General features: G+C 64.7%; 16 protein-coding genes. 5 read left to right on the top strand and 11 right to left on the bottom strand.

Annotation, left to right across the window (positions count from 1 at the left end; all coding sequences use genetic code 11):
• A complete protein-coding gene (locus tag YU3_RS0131040) occupies nucleotides 1–954 on the bottom strand; it encodes an LLM class flavin-dependent oxidoreductase (RefSeq protein ID WP_027169848.1) in 954 nt (317 codons plus the stop codon).
• Nucleotides 955–1108: 154 nt separating this feature from the next.
• Nucleotides 1109–1264 carry a hypothetical protein gene (locus YU3_RS40955; RefSeq protein WP_095816548.1) on the bottom strand — a complete coding sequence of 52 codons (156 nt, stop codon included), beginning with the start codon at nucleotides 1262–1264 and terminating at the stop codon, nucleotides 1109–1111.
• 277 nt (nucleotides 1265–1541) lie between these two features.
• Between YU3_RS40955 and YU3_RS0131030 the strand changes: the two genes are divergently transcribed.
• A complete protein-coding gene (locus YU3_RS0131030; RefSeq protein WP_027169847.1) occupies nucleotides 1542–2309 on the top strand; it encodes an SDR family oxidoreductase in 768 nt (255 codons plus the stop codon).
• A gap of 204 nt (nucleotides 2310–2513) precedes the next feature.
• Here YU3_RS0131030 and YU3_RS0131025 read toward each other — a convergent pair whose 3' ends face one another.
• The 7 genes from YU3_RS0131025 to YU3_RS0130995 all read right to left on the bottom strand — a co-directional run bounded on the left by YU3_RS0131025 (nucleotide 2514) and on the right by YU3_RS0130995 (nucleotide 11087).
• Nucleotides 2514–3458, bottom strand: coding sequence for an ABC transporter permease (locus YU3_RS0131025; protein WP_027169846.1), 945 nt, complete (start codon nucleotides 3456–3458; stop codon nucleotides 2514–2516).
• Entirely contained in the window at nucleotides 3458–4510 is a 1053-nt protein-coding gene (locus YU3_RS0131020; protein WP_027169845.1) for an ABC transporter permease, read from the bottom strand. Before YU3_RS0131020 ends, YU3_RS0131025 begins: the two co-directional genes overlap by 1 nt.
• On the bottom strand, nucleotides 4510–6000 hold the full coding sequence (locus tag YU3_RS0131015; RefSeq protein WP_036259965.1) for an ABC transporter ATP-binding protein: 1491 nt from the start codon (nucleotides 5998–6000) through the stop codon (nucleotides 4510–4512). Before YU3_RS0131015 ends, YU3_RS0131020 begins: the two co-directional genes overlap by 1 nt.
• Before the next feature lie 275 nt (nucleotides 6001–6275).
• Entirely contained in the window at nucleotides 6276–7301 is a 1026-nt protein-coding gene (locus YU3_RS0131010; protein ID WP_027169843.1) for a BMP family protein, read from the bottom strand.
• Nucleotides 7302–7647: 346 nt separating this feature from the next.
• Nucleotides 7648–9705, bottom strand: coding sequence for a 3-hydroxyacyl-CoA dehydrogenase NAD-binding domain-containing protein (locus tag YU3_RS0131005; RefSeq protein ID WP_027169842.1), 2058 nt, complete (start codon nucleotides 9703–9705; stop codon nucleotides 7648–7650).
• 139 nt (nucleotides 9706–9844) lie between these two features.
• Complete coding sequence (locus YU3_RS0131000; RefSeq protein ID WP_027169841.1) at nucleotides 9845–10435, bottom strand: hypothetical protein; 591 nt, start codon at nucleotides 10433–10435, stop codon at nucleotides 9845–9847.
• 43 nt (nucleotides 10436–10478) lie between these two features.
• The gene (locus YU3_RS0130995; protein WP_027169840.1) at nucleotides 10479–11087 is read right to left on the bottom strand and encodes a TetR/AcrR family transcriptional regulator; all 609 of its coding nucleotides are present in this window, start codon (nucleotides 11085–11087) and stop codon (nucleotides 10479–10481) included.
• A gap of 78 nt (nucleotides 11088–11165) precedes the next feature.
• Here YU3_RS0130995 and YU3_RS0130990 point away from each other — a divergent pair, with 78 nt between their 5' ends.
• Together YU3_RS0130990 and YU3_RS0130985 are read left to right on the top strand one after the other, a co-directional pair.
• Entirely contained in the window at nucleotides 11166–12449 is a 1284-nt protein-coding gene (locus tag YU3_RS0130990) for an MFS transporter (protein WP_027169839.1), read from the top strand.
• A 265-nt stretch (nucleotides 12450–12714) separates the two neighbouring features.
• The gene (locus tag YU3_RS0130985; RefSeq protein WP_027169838.1) at nucleotides 12715–14289 is read left to right on the top strand and encodes an alkaline phosphatase; all 1575 of its coding nucleotides are present in this window, start codon (nucleotides 12715–12717) and stop codon (nucleotides 14287–14289) included.
• Between the two features lie 207 nt (nucleotides 14290–14496).
• Here YU3_RS0130985 and YU3_RS0130980 read toward each other — a convergent pair whose 3' ends face one another.
• Complete coding sequence (locus tag YU3_RS0130980) at nucleotides 14497–14784, bottom strand: hypothetical protein (RefSeq protein ID WP_245273710.1); 288 nt, start codon at nucleotides 14782–14784, stop codon at nucleotides 14497–14499.
• A 193-nt stretch (nucleotides 14785–14977) separates the two neighbouring features.
• On the opposite strand from YU3_RS0130980, the gene typA reads away from it, so the two are divergent.
• Nucleotides 14978–16807: a translational GTPase TypA gene (gene typA, locus YU3_RS0130975; RefSeq protein ID WP_027169836.1), complete on the top strand. Its 1830-nt coding sequence runs from the start codon at nucleotides 14978–14980 to the stop codon at nucleotides 16805–16807.
• 65 nt (nucleotides 16808–16872) lie between these two features.
• On the opposite strand, the gene YU3_RS0130970 is transcribed toward typA, so the two are convergent.
• Entirely contained in the window at nucleotides 16873–17499 is a 627-nt protein-coding gene (locus tag YU3_RS0130970; RefSeq protein ID WP_027169835.1) for a DUF1062 domain-containing protein, read from the bottom strand.
• Nucleotides 17500–18125: 626 nt separating this feature from the next.
• On the opposite strand from YU3_RS0130970, the gene YU3_RS0130965 reads away from it, so the two are divergent.
• Entirely contained in the window at nucleotides 18126–18740 is a 615-nt protein-coding gene (locus tag YU3_RS0130965) for a LysE family translocator (protein WP_027169834.1), read from the top strand.
• Nucleotides 18741–19070 lie beyond the last annotated feature (330 nt).

Below are 19070 nucleotides of genomic sequence, written 5' to 3'. Positions count from 1 at the left end.
TTAGCCGGCGCGGCGTTCCGCAAAGGGCGACGAGGCAAATGCGCCGGGCTGCGGGACCTCTGCGTCGCGGCGCGCAAGCGAATTCGCGACCAGTGTGATCGTCTCGCGCCCGATACGGGCAATCTCGCTCGGACGGTCGATGCCGCTGATCATGAACTCCTCGATGCCCAGCGCCGCATAGGGCAGAAGCGCCAAGGCAAGCCGTGCCGGCGGCCCGGCGATCTCGACCGCCCTGTGATCGGGGGACCTGCGATCGGGGTTAGCCGTCCAGCCGTCCGGATGGATGCGCACCGGAAGCGCGAAGCGCAGCCTGCCGCCGCGGCCGTGCTCGGCGGCGGCGCTGCGCACACGCCCGATCAGCTGCCGCACCTCGTCGGGTGAGCCGGCGGCGAGCTCGAAGACATCGGCATGCTTGCCGGTGACCTTCAGCGCCGTGCCCGATTGGCCGCCGAGGCGGACGGCAAGGTCGGCGCCATGCGGACCCTTGCGCGGCACGAAACCGCCGCGGACGCTATAGAAGGCGCCTTCGTGGTCGAACGGCCTGTCGTTCGACCACAGCCGTTTCAACAGCACCAGATATTCGTCGATGCGCTGCCACACCACGCTGTGGCCGACGGGCCGCGCCTCGGCATCGCTGTCTTCCAGCGGCTCGCTCAGCATGCGAAGCGACAGGCGGCCGCTGCCTCGGCGATCGAGCGCCGCGAGCTGTCTTGCCGCCACCGTCGGCTCGATCACGCCGGCCCAATGCGTCAGCACCACCTCCAGCGAGCCGGTGCGGTCGAGCGTCTGCGCGGCGATGTCCATATTGCTGAGCAGGCCGGCGGGATCGTCGACGACCAGCTTGCGAAAGCCGGCGTCCTCGATCAGCGACAATTTGGTCGCCGTCTCGGCGAAGTCATAGAAGAAGCTGCTATCGGCAGCCTTACCGGGAACATGCGTGAACTCGATCGGCATTGCCATCTCCTCCATCACGTTGGCTTGCCCCGCTGCAAAGTCCTCGAACCAAATCCGAGACACGGGCGCGCGACAGCGCCCCGGCACTCGGCCAGTTTTCACTTTCGACTACTCAACTCAGATTGTTTGACGGCGGGTCTCGGCCCGCCTTGGATCAGGGGATCAGCCCCAGCACCACCGCGCCGGTGAACACGAATGCGAGCGCGAAGACGAGATAGGCGAAGGTACCGCCATAGGCGGGCCTCCAGCTCTGGTCGGCAGTCAGCCTTTGCCCCTTGCGGGCAGTCTGAGCGTTCTGGATATAGGACATATCGGCCTCCGTCTCGGCCGTTAATCTATAAAACTAGTAGACTTTGTCGATTGCTATTTTTCGGCGATTTCTGGATGAATATTCTCAGCCCGGCTGCGATGAGGGTTTTTCATACTAGCCGCGGACCGGAAATCCGTGCGGGAACCGATGCCACGGAGCCGGCAAAAGCTTGGAACTGCATGTTTTTCGGCCGCAGGGGGTTGTCGAAGCGCGCTTGGCTATTCCCGGCGCGACGGGATAGCATCGAAAACACCTCATAGGATCCAGGGAGAAGAAAATGGCTGGAAGGCTGGCGGGCAAGGTCGCCATCATCTCGGGCGGCGCGACGGGCATGGGCGGGGCGGCTTCCGAGCTGTTTGCCGCCGAGGGTGCGAAAGTGGCGATCATCGACCGCAACGGCGAAGCGGCCGCCAAGACCGCAGCGGCGATCCGCGAACGCGGCCATGTCGCCGAGCATTTCGTGGCCGATGTTTCGGACGAGGCGCAGGTCGAAGCCGCGGTGAAGGCTGCGGCCGCAAAGCTCGGCACGGTCACCGTGCTGTTCAACCATGCCGGCACGATCGTCATCAAACCGTTATTGGAAACGACGTTGCAGGAATGGGACTGGCTGCATGCCGTCAACGTGCGCTCGATGTTCCTGATGACGCGCGCGGTGCTGCCCGGCATGATTGCCGCCGGCGGCGGCTCGATCGTCTGCACCTCGTCGATCTCGGCGGTGGCGGCGACGCCGAACGAAGTGCTCTACGACACCACCAAGGGCGCCTGCCACATGTTCGCGCGCGCCATCGCGGTCGAATTCCGCGACCGCAACATCCGCTGCAACGCCGTCTGCCCCGGCTTCATCCGCACGCCGCATGGGCTGCGCGAGGTGGCCGATCTCGGCAGGCTCGGTGTCGATGTCTCGGATGCGGCACTCGCCGCCCAGCAGGGCCGTATCGGCGAGCCGGAGGAAGTGGCGAAGGCCGCGCTGTTCCTGGCGAGCGACGAGGCCAGCTTCGTCAACGGCGCCCATCTGTTTGTGGACAATGGCTTTACCGCGATGTGAGGCCAGCTTGGTGCCCTTCCTCTACCCCGTCGATCGGGGGAGAGGTGTCGAGCGAAGCTCGACGGAGTGGGGGTCGACCCTCGGCGCGGCAGGAAGATTTTTGCGCATCCGTTTGCGACGGTTACAAGGTGGTTCCCCCACTCCGTCGCTGCTTAGCAGCGCCACCTCTCCCCCCTCCGGAGGGAGAGGAAAGGACACCAAATCCTACCGCTCTTCCCTTCGAAATGGCTTCAGTAGCGCTGACGGCGCCACCGCGTTGCGCGACATCACCGCCATGGCGACGATGGTGAAGATGAAGGGCAGCATCAGGAAGGCTTCGTAAGGGATGTGGCCGAGGCCGCTGGCTTGCATCCTGAGTTGCAGCGCGTCGACGAAGGCGAAGAGCAGCGCCGCTCCCGCCGAGCGCCACGGATCCCAACGGCCAAACACGACCAGCGCGATCGCCACCCAGCCCCGCCCGGAGACGACGCCGAAGGTGAAGGCGTTGAACTGCGCCATGGTCAGGAACGCGCCGGCGAGGCCCATCAGCGCGCCGCCAAGGATCACCGCCTGGAAGCGCGTGGCGATCACGCTGACGCCGGCAGAGTCCGCCGCGCGAGGGTTCTCGCCGACCATGCGCACCGAGAGCCCCCATGGCGTGCGGTAGAGCACGAAGGCGGCGAGCGGCACGGCGATGATCGCAAGATAGACCAGCGTGAATTGGCTGAACACTGCCGGGCCAAGCACCGGAATGTCCGACAGCAGCGGGATCGGCACCGGCTTGAAGCCGTCGATGCTGGGCGGGACCGATTGCTGGCCGAAGATCAGCCGGTAGAGGAAATAGGCAAGGCCGGATGAGAAAAGCGTCACGCCGATGCCGCATACATGCTGGCTCAAGCCCAGCGCCACCGTGAACAGCGCATGCAGCGCGCCCATCAGCATGCCGGTCAACACTGCCACCAGCACGCCGAGCCACAGGCTGCCGCTGAGGCTGGCGGCGGTGAAGCCGGCCATTGCCGACAACAGCATGATGCCTTCGATGCCGAGATTGAGCACGCCGGCGCGTTCGGAAAACATCTCGCCGAGCGTCGCGAAGGCCAGAGGCGTGGCGATGCGGATGATGGCGGCGAGGAAGCCGACCTGGAAGATCTGCTCGAACACCGCGCTCATCAAGACGCTCCCACGCGGCGGATGCGATAGGCGGTGAAGAGCAGCGCTACCAGCATGGCAAGCAGCGCCGTGCCCTGGATGACGTCGCTGAGGAAGGCCGGCACGCCGGTCGCGCGCGACATCGCTTCCGCCCCGGTCATGACCGCGGCCAGGAAGATCGCCGCCGGCACCACGCCGAGCGGGTTGAGGCGCGCCAGCATGGCGACGACGATGCCGGAATAGCCGTAGCCCGGCGAGATATCGCTCATCACCTGGAAATGCACGCCGCCGACCTCGCCGACGCCGGCGAGCCCGGCCAGCGCGCCGGAAAGCAGCGCGGTGGAGAGCAGCACCCGCTGCACGTTGATGCCGCCATAGCGCGCCGCTTCCGGATTCTCGCCGGTGACGCGTATCTTGAAGCCGAGCGTGGTGCGCGCGATCAGGAACCAGCACAGCGGTGCGGCGATCAGCGCCACGATGACGCCGAGATGCAGCCGCGTGCCTTCGATCAGCACTGGGAAATTGGCCGAATCCTCGATCGGCGGCGAGATCGGATAGCCGCTGAACGTGTCCTTCCAAGGCCCTTCGATCAGCGCCATCAGCGCGTAATAGATGACCGAGTTGAGCAGCAGCGAGCTTACCACGTCGTCGACCTTGAATTTGACCCGCAACGTCGCCGGCACCAGCGCCACGAGCGCGCCGGCAGCCGCGCCCACAAGCGCCATCAACAGCATGGCGAGATAGCCCGGCATCGGGATCGCGCCGACGGCGCAGCTTGCCACCGCGCCGGCCAGCAGCTGCCCCTCTGCGCCGATGTTCCAGAACTTGGCGCGGAAGGCGATCGCCACGGCAAGGCCGGTGAAGATCATGGGTGCGGCGCGCACCAGCGTCTCGGTGATGGCGTAGCTGTCGCCGAGCGAGGCCGACAGCATGACGCCATAGGCTTCGACGACGCCGGCGCCGGCCACGGCGATGAGACCGCTGCACAACAACAGCGCAATAGCGATTGCCAGCAGCGGCAAGGCGAGATTGAACCAGGCGGGCGTCGAACTGCGGGCTTCGAGACGAAACATCAGGCATGCCCCTCCGCGCCGGTCATCATCAGGCCGAGCCTCGCGACCGTGGCGTCGGTGCTGGAAAGCGTGCCGGCAATGCGGCCCTCATACATCACCGCGATACGGTCCGAGAGCATCAGCAATTCCTCGAGATCCTCGCCGATGACGATGATGCCGCAGGCCTTGGCGCGCATGGCGAGGAATTTCTCGTGGATGAATCGAGCGGCGCCGATGTCGAGGCCGCGCGTCGGCTGCGAGACGATCAGCACCTTCGGGTCGAAGGCGAGCTCGCGCGCCAAGAGCGCCTTCTGCAGATTGCCGCCGGACAACGCGCCGGCGCGGACCGTCGGACCTGGACACCGAATGTCATAGGCCTTGATTTGCGCCTCGGCGAAGGCGCGGATCGCCGCCGGGTTGAGCAGCCCCTTACGGCTGAACGCTTCGGTGCCGATGCGCGGCAGCACCATGGAATCGGCAAGCGGCAGGTTGGTCACCAGGCCGGTCGTCATCCGGTCTTCCGGGATGCGGCCGAGGCCGAGCCCCTGCAACTCGCGCGGCGAAAATTGCGCGACCGCTTTGCCGGCTATCGTCATCGCGCCAGCCCTGGGTCGCAGCATGCCGGAAATGACATCGGCAAGCGCGCGCTGGCCGTTGCCGGAAACGCCGGCGATGCCGAGGATTTCGCCCGAACGGACGAACAGCGAGACATCGCGCAGCGGCGTGCCGCCATGGCCTGAGGTGGAGATGCCGTCGAGCGTCAGCACGGAGGCGCCGGGAGTCGAAGCTTCTTTGGTCGGCGGCACGATCTCATGGCCGCACATCAGCTTCGCCATTTCGGCCGAGGTCGTGCTTGCCGGACGGTCGACGCGGCCGGCGACCTTGCCGAGGCGCAGGACGACGCAGCGGTGGGTGAGGGCCCTCACTTCGTTGAGCTTGTGCGAGATGAAGATGATGCCGAGCCCTTGCGCCGCCATCGAGCGCAGCGCGGCGAACAGGCCATCGACCTCGCTTGGCGCCAGCACCGCCGTCGGCTCGTCGAGGATCAAAAGCCTGGCGCCGCGAAACAGCGCCTTGACGATTTCCAGCCGCTGCTGCTCGCCGACCGACAGCGCCGAGACAGGCAGGTTCGGATCGAGGTTGAGCCCGTGTTGGCGGCCGATCTCCTTCAGCCGCGCCAGCCCGCCGGCACGGTCGATGCGGCCGGATTTGCCGGGAATGCCGATCAGAAGGTTCTCCAGCACCGTGAGCCGCGGCGCCAGATGAAAATGCTGGTGCACCATGCCGATGCCGGCGGCCAAAGCATCGGCCGAACTGTGGATGGCGACCGGCCTGCCCTCGACAAGGATCTCGCCGGCATCCGGCGCATAGGCGCCGAACAGCACGTTCATCAATGTCGTCTTGCCGGCGCCGTTCTCGCCGAGAAGGCCGAGGATTTCGCCCGGCGCGACGCTGAGATCGACGGCCTCGTTCGCCTTGACGGCGCCGAAGCTCTTGGTGATGCCGCGCATTTCGATCAGTGGGGCGGGCGTCACCAAGGGACACTCCTGATAGCAATTGGCCTTGCGATCTAGCTTTGTTTGACAGGGGTGGCGCGAGGCCCCCCTCTCTGTCCTGCCGGACATCTCCCCCTCAAGGGGGGAGATTGGCAGTTCCGTCGACGGCGCTCGATCTTTTCAACGTTGAAAGTTAGCGAAGGCCGCCGTGACATCTGATCTCCCCCCTTGAGGAGGAGATGTCCGGCAGGACAGAGAGGGGGGCCTCGCGCCACTCCCTCAACAAGCCCTCAATCCGAAACCGGCGTGTTCTCATCCACGTCGACGCGGAAATTACCTTCGAGAATCTCGGCTTTCTTCTTCTCGACAAGGTCCTTGACCTCTGCCGGCAGCGTCTTGTCGAACTTGTGGAAGGGCGCCAGATACGAGCCGCCCTTGGCCATCCGCGAGAAGTCGCCATAGTCCTGCGCGGTGAAGACGCCGGCCTTGACCAGCTTTATCGCCTGCTCGACCGTCGGATACATGTCCCACACCGGCCCGGTGATGACCGTGTCGGGGCCGAGGCTCGACTGGTCGGACATGTTGGAGATGGCGTAGATCTTCTTTTCCACCGCCGCCTCGATGACGCCGAAGCGCTCGGCATAGATGACGTCGACGCCGGCATCGATCTGCGCCACCGCCGCTTCCTTGGCCTTGGGCGGATCGAAGAAGGAGCCGATAAAGGCGACCTTCTTCTTGACGTTGGGATTGACCTCCTTGGCGCCGGCAAAGAAGGCGTTGACCAGCCGGTTCACTTCCGGAATGCCCATCGCCGCGACCGCGCCGACCGTGCCCGACTTCGACATTTTTCCCGCGATCATGCCGGAGAGATAGGCCGGCTCGTGGATCCAGTTGTCGAAGACGCCGAAATTGGGTTCGGCCGGGCCGGCGCCGGAGCCGAACAGCCAGGCGGTCTTCGGGAATTGTTTTGCCGTGCGGCGCGACTCGCGCTCGGCGGCGAAGGCGTCGCCCAGCACCAGCTGATAGCCGCCTTGCGCATATTCGCGCATCACGCGGCTGAAGTCGGCGGTCTGCACCTTTTCCGACCATTTGTATTCGATGCCCAGCTCCTTCTGCGCCTTCTGCAGGGCGACATGAATCTGGTTGTCCCAAGGCTCCTCGATCGGCGTGGCGAAGATCGCCGCCACCTTCAGCTTCTTGTCCTTGGCGAAGGCCGCGCCAGGTAGAGCGGCGGCCGCAAGGCCGAGCGCACCGAGTTCCAGCACGTTGCGCCGCGACAGGCCGGCGCGTTGGGTTTTGCTACGTTCGTTTTCCATTGAAGTTCCCCTCTGCTCGACGGCCGTGTCGAGCCGGCCGTTCACAAAAATGTCAGACGAGAGACTATGGAACGGCGCCTGAGTTTTGTCCACATGGTCAAATTTGGCGCGTGGTTGCTGCGAGCAAGCCGAGAAGGTCGGCGGGACAGCACTCCCCTCTGGCCTGCCGGCCATCTCCCCCGCAAGGGGGGAGATCAGCCGTCTTGACGGCCTTCGCTAATCTCGGACCTCGCAAGAGCAGCGAGGCGCCGGAACTGCCAATCTCCCCCCTTGCGGGGGAGATGTCCGGCAGGACAGAGGGGGGTGCGAAGGAACTCCGGCGCTCGCTCCGGATAGCCGTGTGCTATCACTCCCAACTCCCCGTCTCGGCAAATCGCCTCAACACCGGCGCCGGCTCGAAGATTGCTCGGCCGGTCTGCCGGTGCCAATGCTCCAGCCGCTCGACGATCCTGCCCGCCCCTTCGAGCCCGGCCCAGAACATCGGCCCGCCCTTGCCGATCGGGAAGCCGTAGCCGTTGACCCAGACGACATCGATATCGGACGCCCGCGCCGCTATGCCTTCCTCGAGGATACTCGCGCCCTCGTTGACCAGCGGATAGAGCGTGCGCTCGATGATCTCGTCGGCGCCGATATCGCGCAGGGCGATCCCCAGTTCTGCCGCCTTGGCGCGGATCAGCGCCTCGACTTCCGGATCGGCGATCGGCTCGCGCGAGCCACCCTCGTAGCGGTACCAGCCGCGCCCGGTCTTCTGGCCGAAATGGCCCTGCTCGCAAAGCGTATCGGCAATCACCGCCGCCTGGCCGCGCGCCTTGCGGTTGCGCCAGCCGATGTCGAGGCCGGCGAGATCGCCCATCTGGAACGGGCCCATCGGCCAGCCGAAATCGGTGAATGCCTTGTCGACCTGGCTTGGCGTCGCGCCTTCCAGAAGCAGGAATTCGTTCTCGGCGCCTCGCGCGGACAGCATACGGTTGCCGACGAAGCCGTGGCAGACACCGACGACGACCGCCACCTTGCCGATGCGCCGAGCGAGATCGGTGACCGTCGCGAGAACCTCGGGGGCCGTGTTTTCGGCGCGCACGATCTCCAAGAGCTTCATGACATTTGCCGGCGAAAAGAAATGCATGCCGAGCACGTCCCCTGGACGCGAGGTCGAGGCGGCGATCGCATTGACATCGAGATAGGAGGTATTGGTGGCGAGGATGGTGCCGGGCTTGGCGACCGCGTCGAGCCTGCCGAACACCTCCCTCTTCACCGCCATGTCCTCGAACACGGCCTCGACGATCAAATCGCAATCGGCAAGGTCGGCATAGTTGGTGCTGCCTTTGAACAGGCCGAGGCGCTGCTGCTTGACCTCGTCCGTCAATGAGCCGCGGCTGACCGAGACGGCGTAGTTCTTCTCTATCGTCGCCAGCCCGCGCCGCAGCGCCTCCTCGCTCGTCTCCAAAAGGGTTACCGGCAAGCCGCCATTGGCAAAAGCCATGGCGATGCCGCCGCCCATGGTGCCGGCGCCGGTGATGCCGACGCGGTCTATCCGGCGCTTGTGCAGATCCTTGCCCGGTATTTTAGCCGCCTCGCGTTCGGCGAAGAACAAGTGCCGCTGCGCGCGCGACTGGTCGCCGGAAACGAGTTTGAGAAAAAGCTGCCGCTCGGCGGCTAAAGCTTCGTCGAACGGCAAGGTGATCGCATTGCGCACCGCTTCGGCGCAGGCAAGCGGCGCTTCCAGTCCGCGCGCCTTCCTGGCCAGCTCAGCCGCCTGGGCGTCGAAAGCCGCAAGATCGGTCCCGGCAAGGCGGTCATTGCGGTCACGCACCGGCACGAACGGGCCGCCTCGATCGACCATTTCGCTGGCGAAACGAACCGCCTGCGCTACCAGGTCGCCGTCGAGGACCACATCGGCAAGACCGGCCGCCTTGGCCTCGTCGGCCGAGATCGGCGTTCCCGAGACGATCATGCCGAGCGCTTTGCCGGCGCCGACAAGGCGCGGCAGGCGCACCGTGCCGCCGCCGCCGGGCAGCAGGCCGAGCTTCACCTCCGGCAGGCCGAGCCTGGCGCCCCGATCGGCGACGCGGAAATGACAGCCTAGCGCCAGCTCCAGCCCGCCGCCGAGCGCCGTGCCGTGGATGGCGGCGACCGTCGGCTTGGTTATCGTCTCCAGCAAAGCAATGATGGCGCGCAGCTCCGGTTGCTCGACCGGTTTGCCGAATTCGGTGATGTCGGCGCCGGCGACGAAAGTGCGCCCGGCACAGGCGATGACAATGGCCCTGGCGGCGGGGTCGTCGCGCAGCGCGGCGAGCGCCTCACGCAGCGGCTTGCGGACGTGAAAACTCAGCGCGTTGACCGGCGGGTTGTCGATGGTGACCACCGCCACGCCATTCTCGTTCGCGACGCTGACAGAACTGGACAAGCGGAACCTCCCGAGACCGGCTGTGATCGCGCAAGGGTTTACTAGGCCCGCCAGCGAATGGGAACCCGATGCGGCGTTGGCCCAACGAGTTGGAGGCCCGAGGCGCTCGCGTCTTCGTCGAGGACCTACAAGGGAGCGGTTAGTTGTCCACCCGGCCGAAGGGAGGCACGTCGCCGATCACGTCGCGCTTGTCCTTGCCGCAGGCGAAGGTCTTCGCCTTGTCATCGGCGAGCTTGCGCGCCTGGTCGTTGGCCTGCACGTTGCCGGTGGCTAAAACCAGGCCGATGGTGCAGCCTTGGCGCTCTTCCGGCTGCGCGACCTTGGCGACGACCAGCACGTCGATCGACTTCTTCTCGTCCTCGGGGTTGCTCACCGAGCGGCGATGAATGGCGGCGAAGGGGATCGCGACATCGCCATTCGTCTCGATCCGCCATTCCACCTTCGGACCGGATCCGTTGAAGGCGGTGAAACTCTCCCAGATCGAAGTCATGTCGTCCAAGGGAAAGCCGTAATAGACGGATTCACGCGCGTCGTCGTAGCCGATCAGCACCGGGTAGCCGCGATAGCCCGAGCAGGCGAGGTTCGCCCAGTCGCCGTCGCCTTGCGCGGCCTGGGCATAGGTCACGCAGTCCTTCTTCCAGTCGAGATCGGTGTAGGCGCTGGAGATGTCGCCCGCCTCGGCCGCCTGGCAGAGACTGGCGAGGGCAAGCGGGATCAGAAGAGCACGCATCGCGGACAACTCCGTTCGAGTTGCCGAAGCGTAGCGCCAATCGCTATTTCTTCAAGCTGGCTTCGATGAGCAGGTCGGCATTGCGCGCGACGGCCGCCGCCGGTCCGCCCTTGCCGAAGAGCTGGCCGCTGATATAAGCGCCTTCGATGAGAAGCAGCAGACCGTCGCCCAGCGTGTCGGAATCGCTGGCGCCCATCGCGGCCGCCATGGCGCGGAGGCGCCGGCGCAGTTCCTGCTTGTTGTTCTCGCTGACGACGCGTGCCGGATGGCCATGTTCGGGATATTCCACCGCCGCGTTGGTCATGCCGCAGCCGCGATAATCGGGCTTCTGCGTGCGTTTGCCGACACGGGTGAGGAAGGCGATGATCTGGGCGCGCGGATTGCCCGGATGCGCGTCGACGGCCTCGTCGAAGCGCTCCCAGAACTCGAGGTCGTATTTACGCAGATAAGAGGCCGCGAGCTCATCCTTGGACGGGAAGCTGCGGTAGAGGCTCGGCTTGGTGACGCCGGCGCGCCTGACGATCTCGTCGACGCCGATCGCCCTGATGCCCTCGCGATAAAACAGGTCGAACGCCACGTCCAGGATCTTGTCCGCCGCCTTCGGGACCGGGGCGTCGCTCAACGACGCATCAATTTTCTTGTCCGATGACATGCAAACAACTCGCTTGACAATGTTACTGACCGGTACGTATGTATGGTGCCATCCCATTGCAACGTACCGGTCAGTAACATGATAGCCCAGTCCCGTCCGTTTGGCCAGCGCTACGCCTTCGTTGTCGTTGCTGTCATTTTCTTGTGCCTTTTGATCGCGGCCGGGCTTCGCTCGGCGCCCTCGGTGATGATGGTGCCGCTGGAAGAAAGCTTCGGCTGGCGCCGCGATGTGACCTCCTGGGCCGCCAGCGTCGGCATCCTGCTCTACGGCCTCACCGGTCCGTTCGCCGCGGCGCTGATGGAGCGCATCGGGCTCCGCCGCACGCTGCTCGGCTCGTTGCTGGTGATGTCGGGATCGACGGCGCTCAGCCTGTTCATGACCGAACCCTGGCATCTTTTCCTCACCTGGGGCGTGTTCTCCGGCATCGGATCGGGCGCAGTGGCGAGCGTGCTGGGCGCCACGATCGTCAATCGCTGGTTCAAGACCAATCGCGGCCTGATGATGGGCCTGATGTCGGCCTCCAGCGCCACCGGCATGCTGGTGTTCCTGCCGCTCATCGCCTCGCTGGCGCAGAGCGGCGGCTGGAAGCCTGTCGCGATCGCTGTATCGGTGGCCACGGCGGCGCTCATCCCGTTCGTCCTGCTTCTGGTGCCCGAGCGTCCCGCTTCGATCGGCCAGGTGCGCTATGGCGCCGATGCGAACGACGTGCCGCCGGTATCGCCGGCCTCGCAAGGCAATTTCCTGGCGCATACGCTGAACACGCTGCGCCGCGCCGCCGGCACCAGGGTGTTCTGGTATCTGTTCGCCACCTTCTTCGTCTGCGGCTTCACCACCAACGGCCTGGTCGGCACGCATCTCATCGCCTTCTGCGGCGACATGGGCATCGGCGAGGTGCAGGCAGCCGGGCTGCTGTCGATGATGGGTATCTTCGACCTTATCGGCACCACGCTGTCCGGCTGGCTCACCGACCGTTTCGATCCGCGCAAGCTGCTCGGCGTCTACTACGCGATACGCGGCCTGTCGCTGATCTATCTGCCCTATTCCGGCTTCTCGGCAACCAGCCTGGTCATCTTCGCCGTGCTCTACGGGCTCGACTGGATCGCCACCGTGCCGCCGACGCTGAGGCTCGCCAACGAGGCTTTCGGCGACCGCAGCGGGCCGATCGTGTTCGGCTGGATCGTCGCCGGCCACCAAGTGGGCGCGGCGGCGGCCGCCGCCTTTGGCGGCACGATGCGCGAGCTACAGGGCAATTACGAGCTGGCGTTCCTGATTGCCGGCATGACAGGCATTGCGGCGGCCTGTATCTCGCTACTGATCAATACGAGCCGGCCGGCGTTCGATCCGGAGCCGCAGGCGGCTTAGGGCGCGTCGATATTCGGGTGAGGCCGGCCTGCAAACGGCAGTCTCCTGCGCTTCCGGTGCTCACGTACGAAAAGTACGCTTCGCTCCGGTTCTCGGAGACCACCATTTTCGGCTCGCCCTGACCCGAATCTCGACACGCCTTCCGGCGACGATGGTGGCCTTCACTAGTCTGTTCATTGTTATCAAAACTTCATGGTTCCGAGATGTGCCTGAAACATTGAGGCGGGAGCTTGGCGGTCCCGTTCAACGCCATCCGGAGACAGCCATGAACAAGCTCTTGTTGACCCGCCGCGCTTTCGTCACCTCGGCCAGCGCCTTCGGGCTTGTCGGTGCCTCCGGACTGGCATTGCCCTACTATTCCCGCGCCAACCAGCGTCCGGCCTTCACGCATGGCGTCCAGTCCGGCGACGTCGACGCCACGTCCGGCATGGTGTGGACCCGCACGGACCGTCCGGCGCGCGTCATGTATGAGGTGTCGACGACCGAAAGCTTCGCCAATGCGACGAGGCTTGCGCCGCTCGATACCTCGCCGGCCAGCGACTACACGGTGAAGCGGCTGCTCACCGACCTCGCCTCCGACCAGGACATCTTCTATCGCATGGTCGCGGCCGACCTGTCCGACATCAACACCGTCTCCGAGCCGATCGTCGGCCGCTTCCGCACCGCGCCGGCCTCCAAGCGCGACGTGCGCTTTGCCTGGTCGGGCGACACCGCCGGCCAGGGCTGGGGCATCGACGAGACCGGCATGAAGACCTACTCGACCATCGCCAGGCACACGCCGGACTTCTTCCTGCATTCCGGCGACACGATCTATGCCGACGGCGCCTTGAAGGACGAGGTCGATCTGCCCGGCGGCGGCAAGTGGAAGAACGTCGTCATGATCGACGGCAAGCGCAAGGTCGCCGAGACGCTGGACGAATACCGCGACCAGTGGAAGTACAACATGATGGACAATCACGTGCTTGGCCTGTCGGCCATCTGCCCGACCTTCTACCAGTGGGACGACCATGAGGTGCTTAACAATTGGTCGGACTCGAAGGACCTGACCGCCGACAACCGTTACACGGAAAAATCCATCCATGTCCTGGCGGCACGTGCGGCGCGCGCGTTCCATGAGATGACGACCATTCGCTACGAACCGTCGGAGCCCGGCCGCGTCTACCGCAAGATTTCGCATGGGCCGCTGCTCGACGTGTTCTTCCTCGACATGCGCTCCTATCGTGGCCCGAACGGCCCCGATCTGGAGGAAACACTGACGGCGAAGTCGCGCATGATCGGCGAGGAGCAGTCCAAATGGCTGAAGTGGGAGCTGGCGAATTCCAAGGCGACCTGGAAGATCATAGCCGCCGACATGCCGCTCAGCCTTGTCGTCTGGAACGACGCGGCGAAGAAGGTCGGCTTCGAGGCCGTCAGCAACAACGACAATGGCGCGCCGAAGGGCCGCGAGCTCGAATTCGCCGATGTGCTGCGCTTCATCAAGAATGCCGGCATCACCAATACGGTGTGGCTCACCGCCGACGTGCACTACACCGCCGCGCATTACTACAACCCCGACAAGGCGCAGTTCCAGGATTTCAACCCGTTCTGGGAATTCGTCTCCGGCCCGATCCATGCCGGCACGTTCGGCCCCAACGACCTCGACATGACCTTCGGGCCCGAGCTGAAATTCATCAAGGCCCCGACCGCCGAGCAGGGCCAGAACCTGCCGCCGTCGGCCGGCCTGCAGTTCTTCGGCCTCGTCGACATTTCCGGCGTGACCGAGCAGCTCACCGTGCGGCTGATGGACCGCGACGACAACGAACTTTACAAGGTGACGCTGGATCCGGTGCGGTCGGCTTAAGGTCGGCGCGAGGCACCCCCCTCTGTCCTGCCGGACATCTCCCCTGCAAGGGGGGAGATTGGCAGCTTGGGCGCCGCGCGCTTCTTTCGACGTCGACAATTGGCGAAAGCCGAGCAACATCCGATCTCCCCCCTTGCGGGGGAGATGCCCGGCAGGGCAGAGGGGGGTGTGCCGGAGTGCTACCTTGTCAGATAGCCGTCGCGACAATCAATCCGGATAGCAAGCCGCGGGAATTTTCGGCCATACCGCCGTGTCGCAGTTGGCGTCCTTCTGGCGCTGCTTGAAGGCGGCGCTGACCGGGCCGGTGACGATCGGGTCGACACCGTCGGGGGCGTCGGCGAACATCTGCTGCGCGGTTTTGGCTTCAGGCGGCAAGATCGGGTCTACTTCCCTGAGGGCTGCCGCCGACTGCGCGGCGCCTGCCGCGACGAGCACGCCAAGCGCTGCCCACGCGAAAACCGGACGCAATCTGGACATCTGATCGGTCATGAACATCGAACTGTCCGGCCCCTCAAAGGTTCCGCCTTGGTTAACAGAATCATTTCACACCAAGACGTTTAAGAATCAGTGACCATTAATTGGGATCGGGCCTCCCCTTTCGCAATTGCGAAAAACCTTGTATGAGCCGCGCAACCGAAAAAGGCGGCGCCTTCGGGCCTGCTGCCTGCAACACTCCCGAGACCAGACAATGAACATCCGCAATATCGCGATCATCGCGCACGTCGACCATGGAAAGACCACCCTGGTCGACCAGCTTCTGAAACAGTCCGGATCGTTCCGCGACAACCAGCGCGTCGCCGAGCGCGCCATGGATTCCAACGACCTCGAAAAGGAACGCGGCATCACCATCCTCGCCAAGGCGACCTCGGTCGACTGGCACGGCACCCGCATCAACATCGTCGACACGCCCGGACACGCCGATTTCGGCGGCGAGGTCGAGCGCATCCTGTCGATGGTGGATTCGGCGATCGTGCTCGTCGACGCCGCCGAAGGTCCGATGCCGCAGACCAAGTTCGTGGTCGGCAAGGCGCTCAAGGTCGGCCTCAAGCCCATCGTCGTCATCAACAAGATCGACCGTCCCGATGCCCGCCACATCGAGGTGGTCAACGAGGTATTCGACCTCTTCGCCGCGCTCGACGCCACCGACGAGCAGCTCGATTTCCCGATCCTCTACGGTTCCGGTCGCGATGGCTGGGTCTCGGAAAACCCCGAGGGCCCGAAGGACAAGGGTCTGGCGCCGCTGTTCGACCTCGTCGTCAAGCATGTGCCGGCGCCGACGGTGCATCCGGGCCCGTTCCGCATGATCGGCACCATTCTCGAGGCCAATCCGTTCCTCGGCCGCATCATCACCGGCCGTATCGAATCCGGCACGCTGAAGGCCAACCAGGCGGTCAAGGTGCTGCACAATGACGGCGCCCAGATCGAAACCGGCCGCATCTCCAAGATCCTTGCCTTCCGCGGCCTCGAGCGCCAGCCGATCGAAGAAGCCCAGGCGGGCGACATCGTGGCGATCGCCGGCCTGTCGAAAGGCACCGTCGCCGACACGTTCTGCGACCCGGCGGTGAGCGAGCCGCTGCATGCGCAGCCGATCGATCCGCCAACGGTGACCATGTCCTTCCTCGTCAACGACAGCCCGCTTGCCGGCACCGAGGGCGACAAGGTGACCAGCCGCGTCATCCGCGACCGCCTGCTGCGCGAGGCCGAAGGCAATGTCGCGCTGAAGATCGAGGAATCGCCCGACAAGGATTCGTTCTTCGTTTCCGGCCGCGGCGAATTGCAGCTCGCCGTGCTGATCGAGACGATGCGCCGCGAGGGTTTCGAGCTTGCCGTGTCGCGTCCGCGCGTCGTGATGCAGAAGGGCGAGAACGGCGAATTGCTGGAGCCTGTCGAGGAAGTCGTCATCGACGTCGACGAGGAGCATGCCGGCGTCGTCGTGCAGAAGATGTCGGAGCGCAAGGCCGAGATGGTCGAGTTGCGTCCGTCCGGCGGCAACCGCCAGCGCCTTGTCTTCCACGCGCCGACGCGTGGCCTGATCGGCTACCAGTCGGAGCTTTTGACCGACACGCGCGGCACCGCGGTGATGAACCGGCTGTTCTTCGCATATGAGCCGTACAAGGGCGAACTGCCCGGTCGCACCAACGGCGTGCTGATCTCCAACGAGCAGGGCGAGTCCGTTGCCTATGCGATGTGGAACCTCGAAGACCGGGGTCCGATGATCATCGATCCGGGCGTCAAGGTCTACCAGGGCATGATCATCGGCATCCATAGCCGCGACAACGATCTCGAAGTGAACGTGCTGAAGGGCAAGAAGCTCACCAACATCCGCGCCGCCGGCAAGGACGAAGCGGTGAAGCTGACGCCGCCGATCCGCATGACGCTGGAGCGGGCGCTGGCCTGGATCCAGGACGACGAGCTGGTCGAGGTGACGCCGAAGACCATCCGCCTGCGCAAGCTCTATCTCGACCCGAACGAGCGCAAGCGCTTCGAGAAGTCGGCCAAGGTGATGGGCGCGGCTTAAGCGTCTCTTCCTACATTTCTGCCTCGGCAAGGGCGAAGCACAGCCGTGCTTCGCCCTTCTTTCATTCACGCACTGGCTGCCGAGATAATGGCTTGGCGATCCGGTTCGCCGGCCAGATCGATGCGGACCATCGCTCCCCCGCGAACCGGCTTGCGCAGGGCTTTGGCTCCGTCCGGATCAACGACCAGCAGGCGCCGTTCCTCCAGCGCCTGGAGCCGCGAACGCGAGATGCCGAGTTCGTTGGCAAGCAGCCGGTCGAGCCGCAGGGCCGTCGGCAACTCCAGCCCAAGCCGAAGTTCCAGCGCGCTCGCGCCGTCGCTCGTGTCGCCGAGGATACGCTTGTGCACGATGATTTCGGGAAACTCCTCGACGCGCCCTACCACGCCGCGCAGTGCAACGACATCGAAAGCGTGGCGCCGGGCGAGCGCCGGATCGTTGCTTTCGAGCGCCCGCAGCAGGGCGGGTTCGATGTCGCGGCGGTTGCAGCGGTCGAAAATGCCGAAATTCCAGGAATTGTCGCAATCGACGCAGCGATAGATCAGCCACACATCGATGCGCTTGCCATTGGCGTTGACGCGGAATTTTCCACTGCAGCAATAGGCCTTGAGGGTTCCGCAGCGATTGCAGTTGATCAATGGTCGAGGTGCGATTGCGGGCGCGATTGCCCAGTGGATACGCAGGCGGCCGGACATGCCGATAAGCCCTTCCCGTCGGGAAGTTCATCAGGTCGGCGATGTCGGGATGCCCATGCGGGCACGGCGTGGCGAAAGACTGCGTGTTTAAATCAGGCGTCGGCGTGGATGACGCGCGGCTCAGCAATGCCAAACCGGTCTCGAACCGCCGCCTGAAGAACACATGAGATGGAGCAGACGCGCCAATGGCTGCGCCTGCGGTGCATTCGGGGGAGTTGGCGAGACCGGCGGTTACTGAGGCAAAGTGACGCTCGAAAATGGGTAAATGGTCGGCTGCTTCTAGCGGCAGGGTAACGAAGGGGCAAGAGATGTTCGCAACCGGCAAGGTGAACATCCGATGACGGATGTGTCTGCCCGACTGCGACGCTGGCGCTGCCCCTCATTGCCCTGCCGGGCATTTCTCCCCGTATAGTGACGGGGAGAAAGGGGCTGGCCGCAACGCCGGCGCCTATTCCGCGACGCTGGCGATTGGCGAAACCAACGGCGACAGCATCCTTCGCCCCGTTTACGGGGAGAAGATGGCGGCAGCCAGATGAGGGGCGGCGCCGGCGTCAGCGATTGTTCCATCTTTGCCAACGTTGCTTCCGCTGGTTAGTATGGCAGCCAAACCCATCCGAGGCACCGCCATGCACCTCACCTCGCTGCTGATCTTCGCCGCCGCCCTGTTCGTCGCAGCCGGGTCGCCCGGCCCGTCGATCGCGGCGCTGGTCGCCCGCGTCATCTCGAAGGGCTTTCGCGATGTGTTCCCGTTCCTGCTCGCCATGTTGATCGGCGAGGGCATCTGGCTGTCGCTGGCCGTGTTCGGGCTCGCCGTCGTGGCGCAGACCTTCCACTACGCCTTCGTCGTGGTGAAGTGGGTGGGCGTCGCCTATCTCGCCTGGCTGGCGTTCAAGATGTGGACCGCGCCGGTCGAGGCGAAGGAAGGCGAGATGCCGCGCGAGGATTCGCCTCTGAAACTGTTCTTTGCCGGCATGGCGGTGACGCTCGGCAACCCGAAGATCATGATGTTCTATCTGGCGCTGCTGCCGACCATCATCGATCTTGCTTCGGTGAGCGTGGTCGGCTGGGTCGAGCTGACGCTGACCATGGCCCTGGTTCTGGTCGTCATCTACCTCGCCTGGGTGCTGGCCGCTTCCCAGGCGCGCCGGCTCTTGAAGAGCAAGCGCGCCATGAGGATCGCCAACCGCGTCAGCGCCACGACGATGGCCGGCGCTGCAGCGGCAATCGCCGCCCGTTCTTAACGCATATCGCCCAAAAGCGCACCGCGGTTTTGGGGTAACGACATGCATCAAAACAAAGGCTTAGAGCGCGTCGACTGAAACCGTTCACGGTACACGACAGTCAGGGTGAGAACGGGATGATGTGTTTGGATTGAAGATTCCTCAGCAAAGGATCTTCGTCCATGACACTGATTCATTCCGCTCTCATCGAGACGTTAGGTCGGCACTTTTCGCTAAGCAAGAGCCGGCTTGTGACGCTTGCGGTGCTGATCGCCGGACTTGCCCAGTCGCGTAGCGTCAACCTTTCGCATCTGGCCGTGCATCTGTGCGGTCCGGCGCGCCATGCCTCGA

Origin of the sequence: Mesorhizobium sp. WSM3224 (genome assembly GCF_000427725.1) — a bacterium.
Classification (GTDB): Bacteria; Pseudomonadota; Alphaproteobacteria; order Rhizobiales; family Rhizobiaceae; genus Mesorhizobium.
The sequence above is the reverse complement of the archived record's forward strand: the minus strand, read 5'-3'. Positions and strand labels throughout refer to the sequence as shown.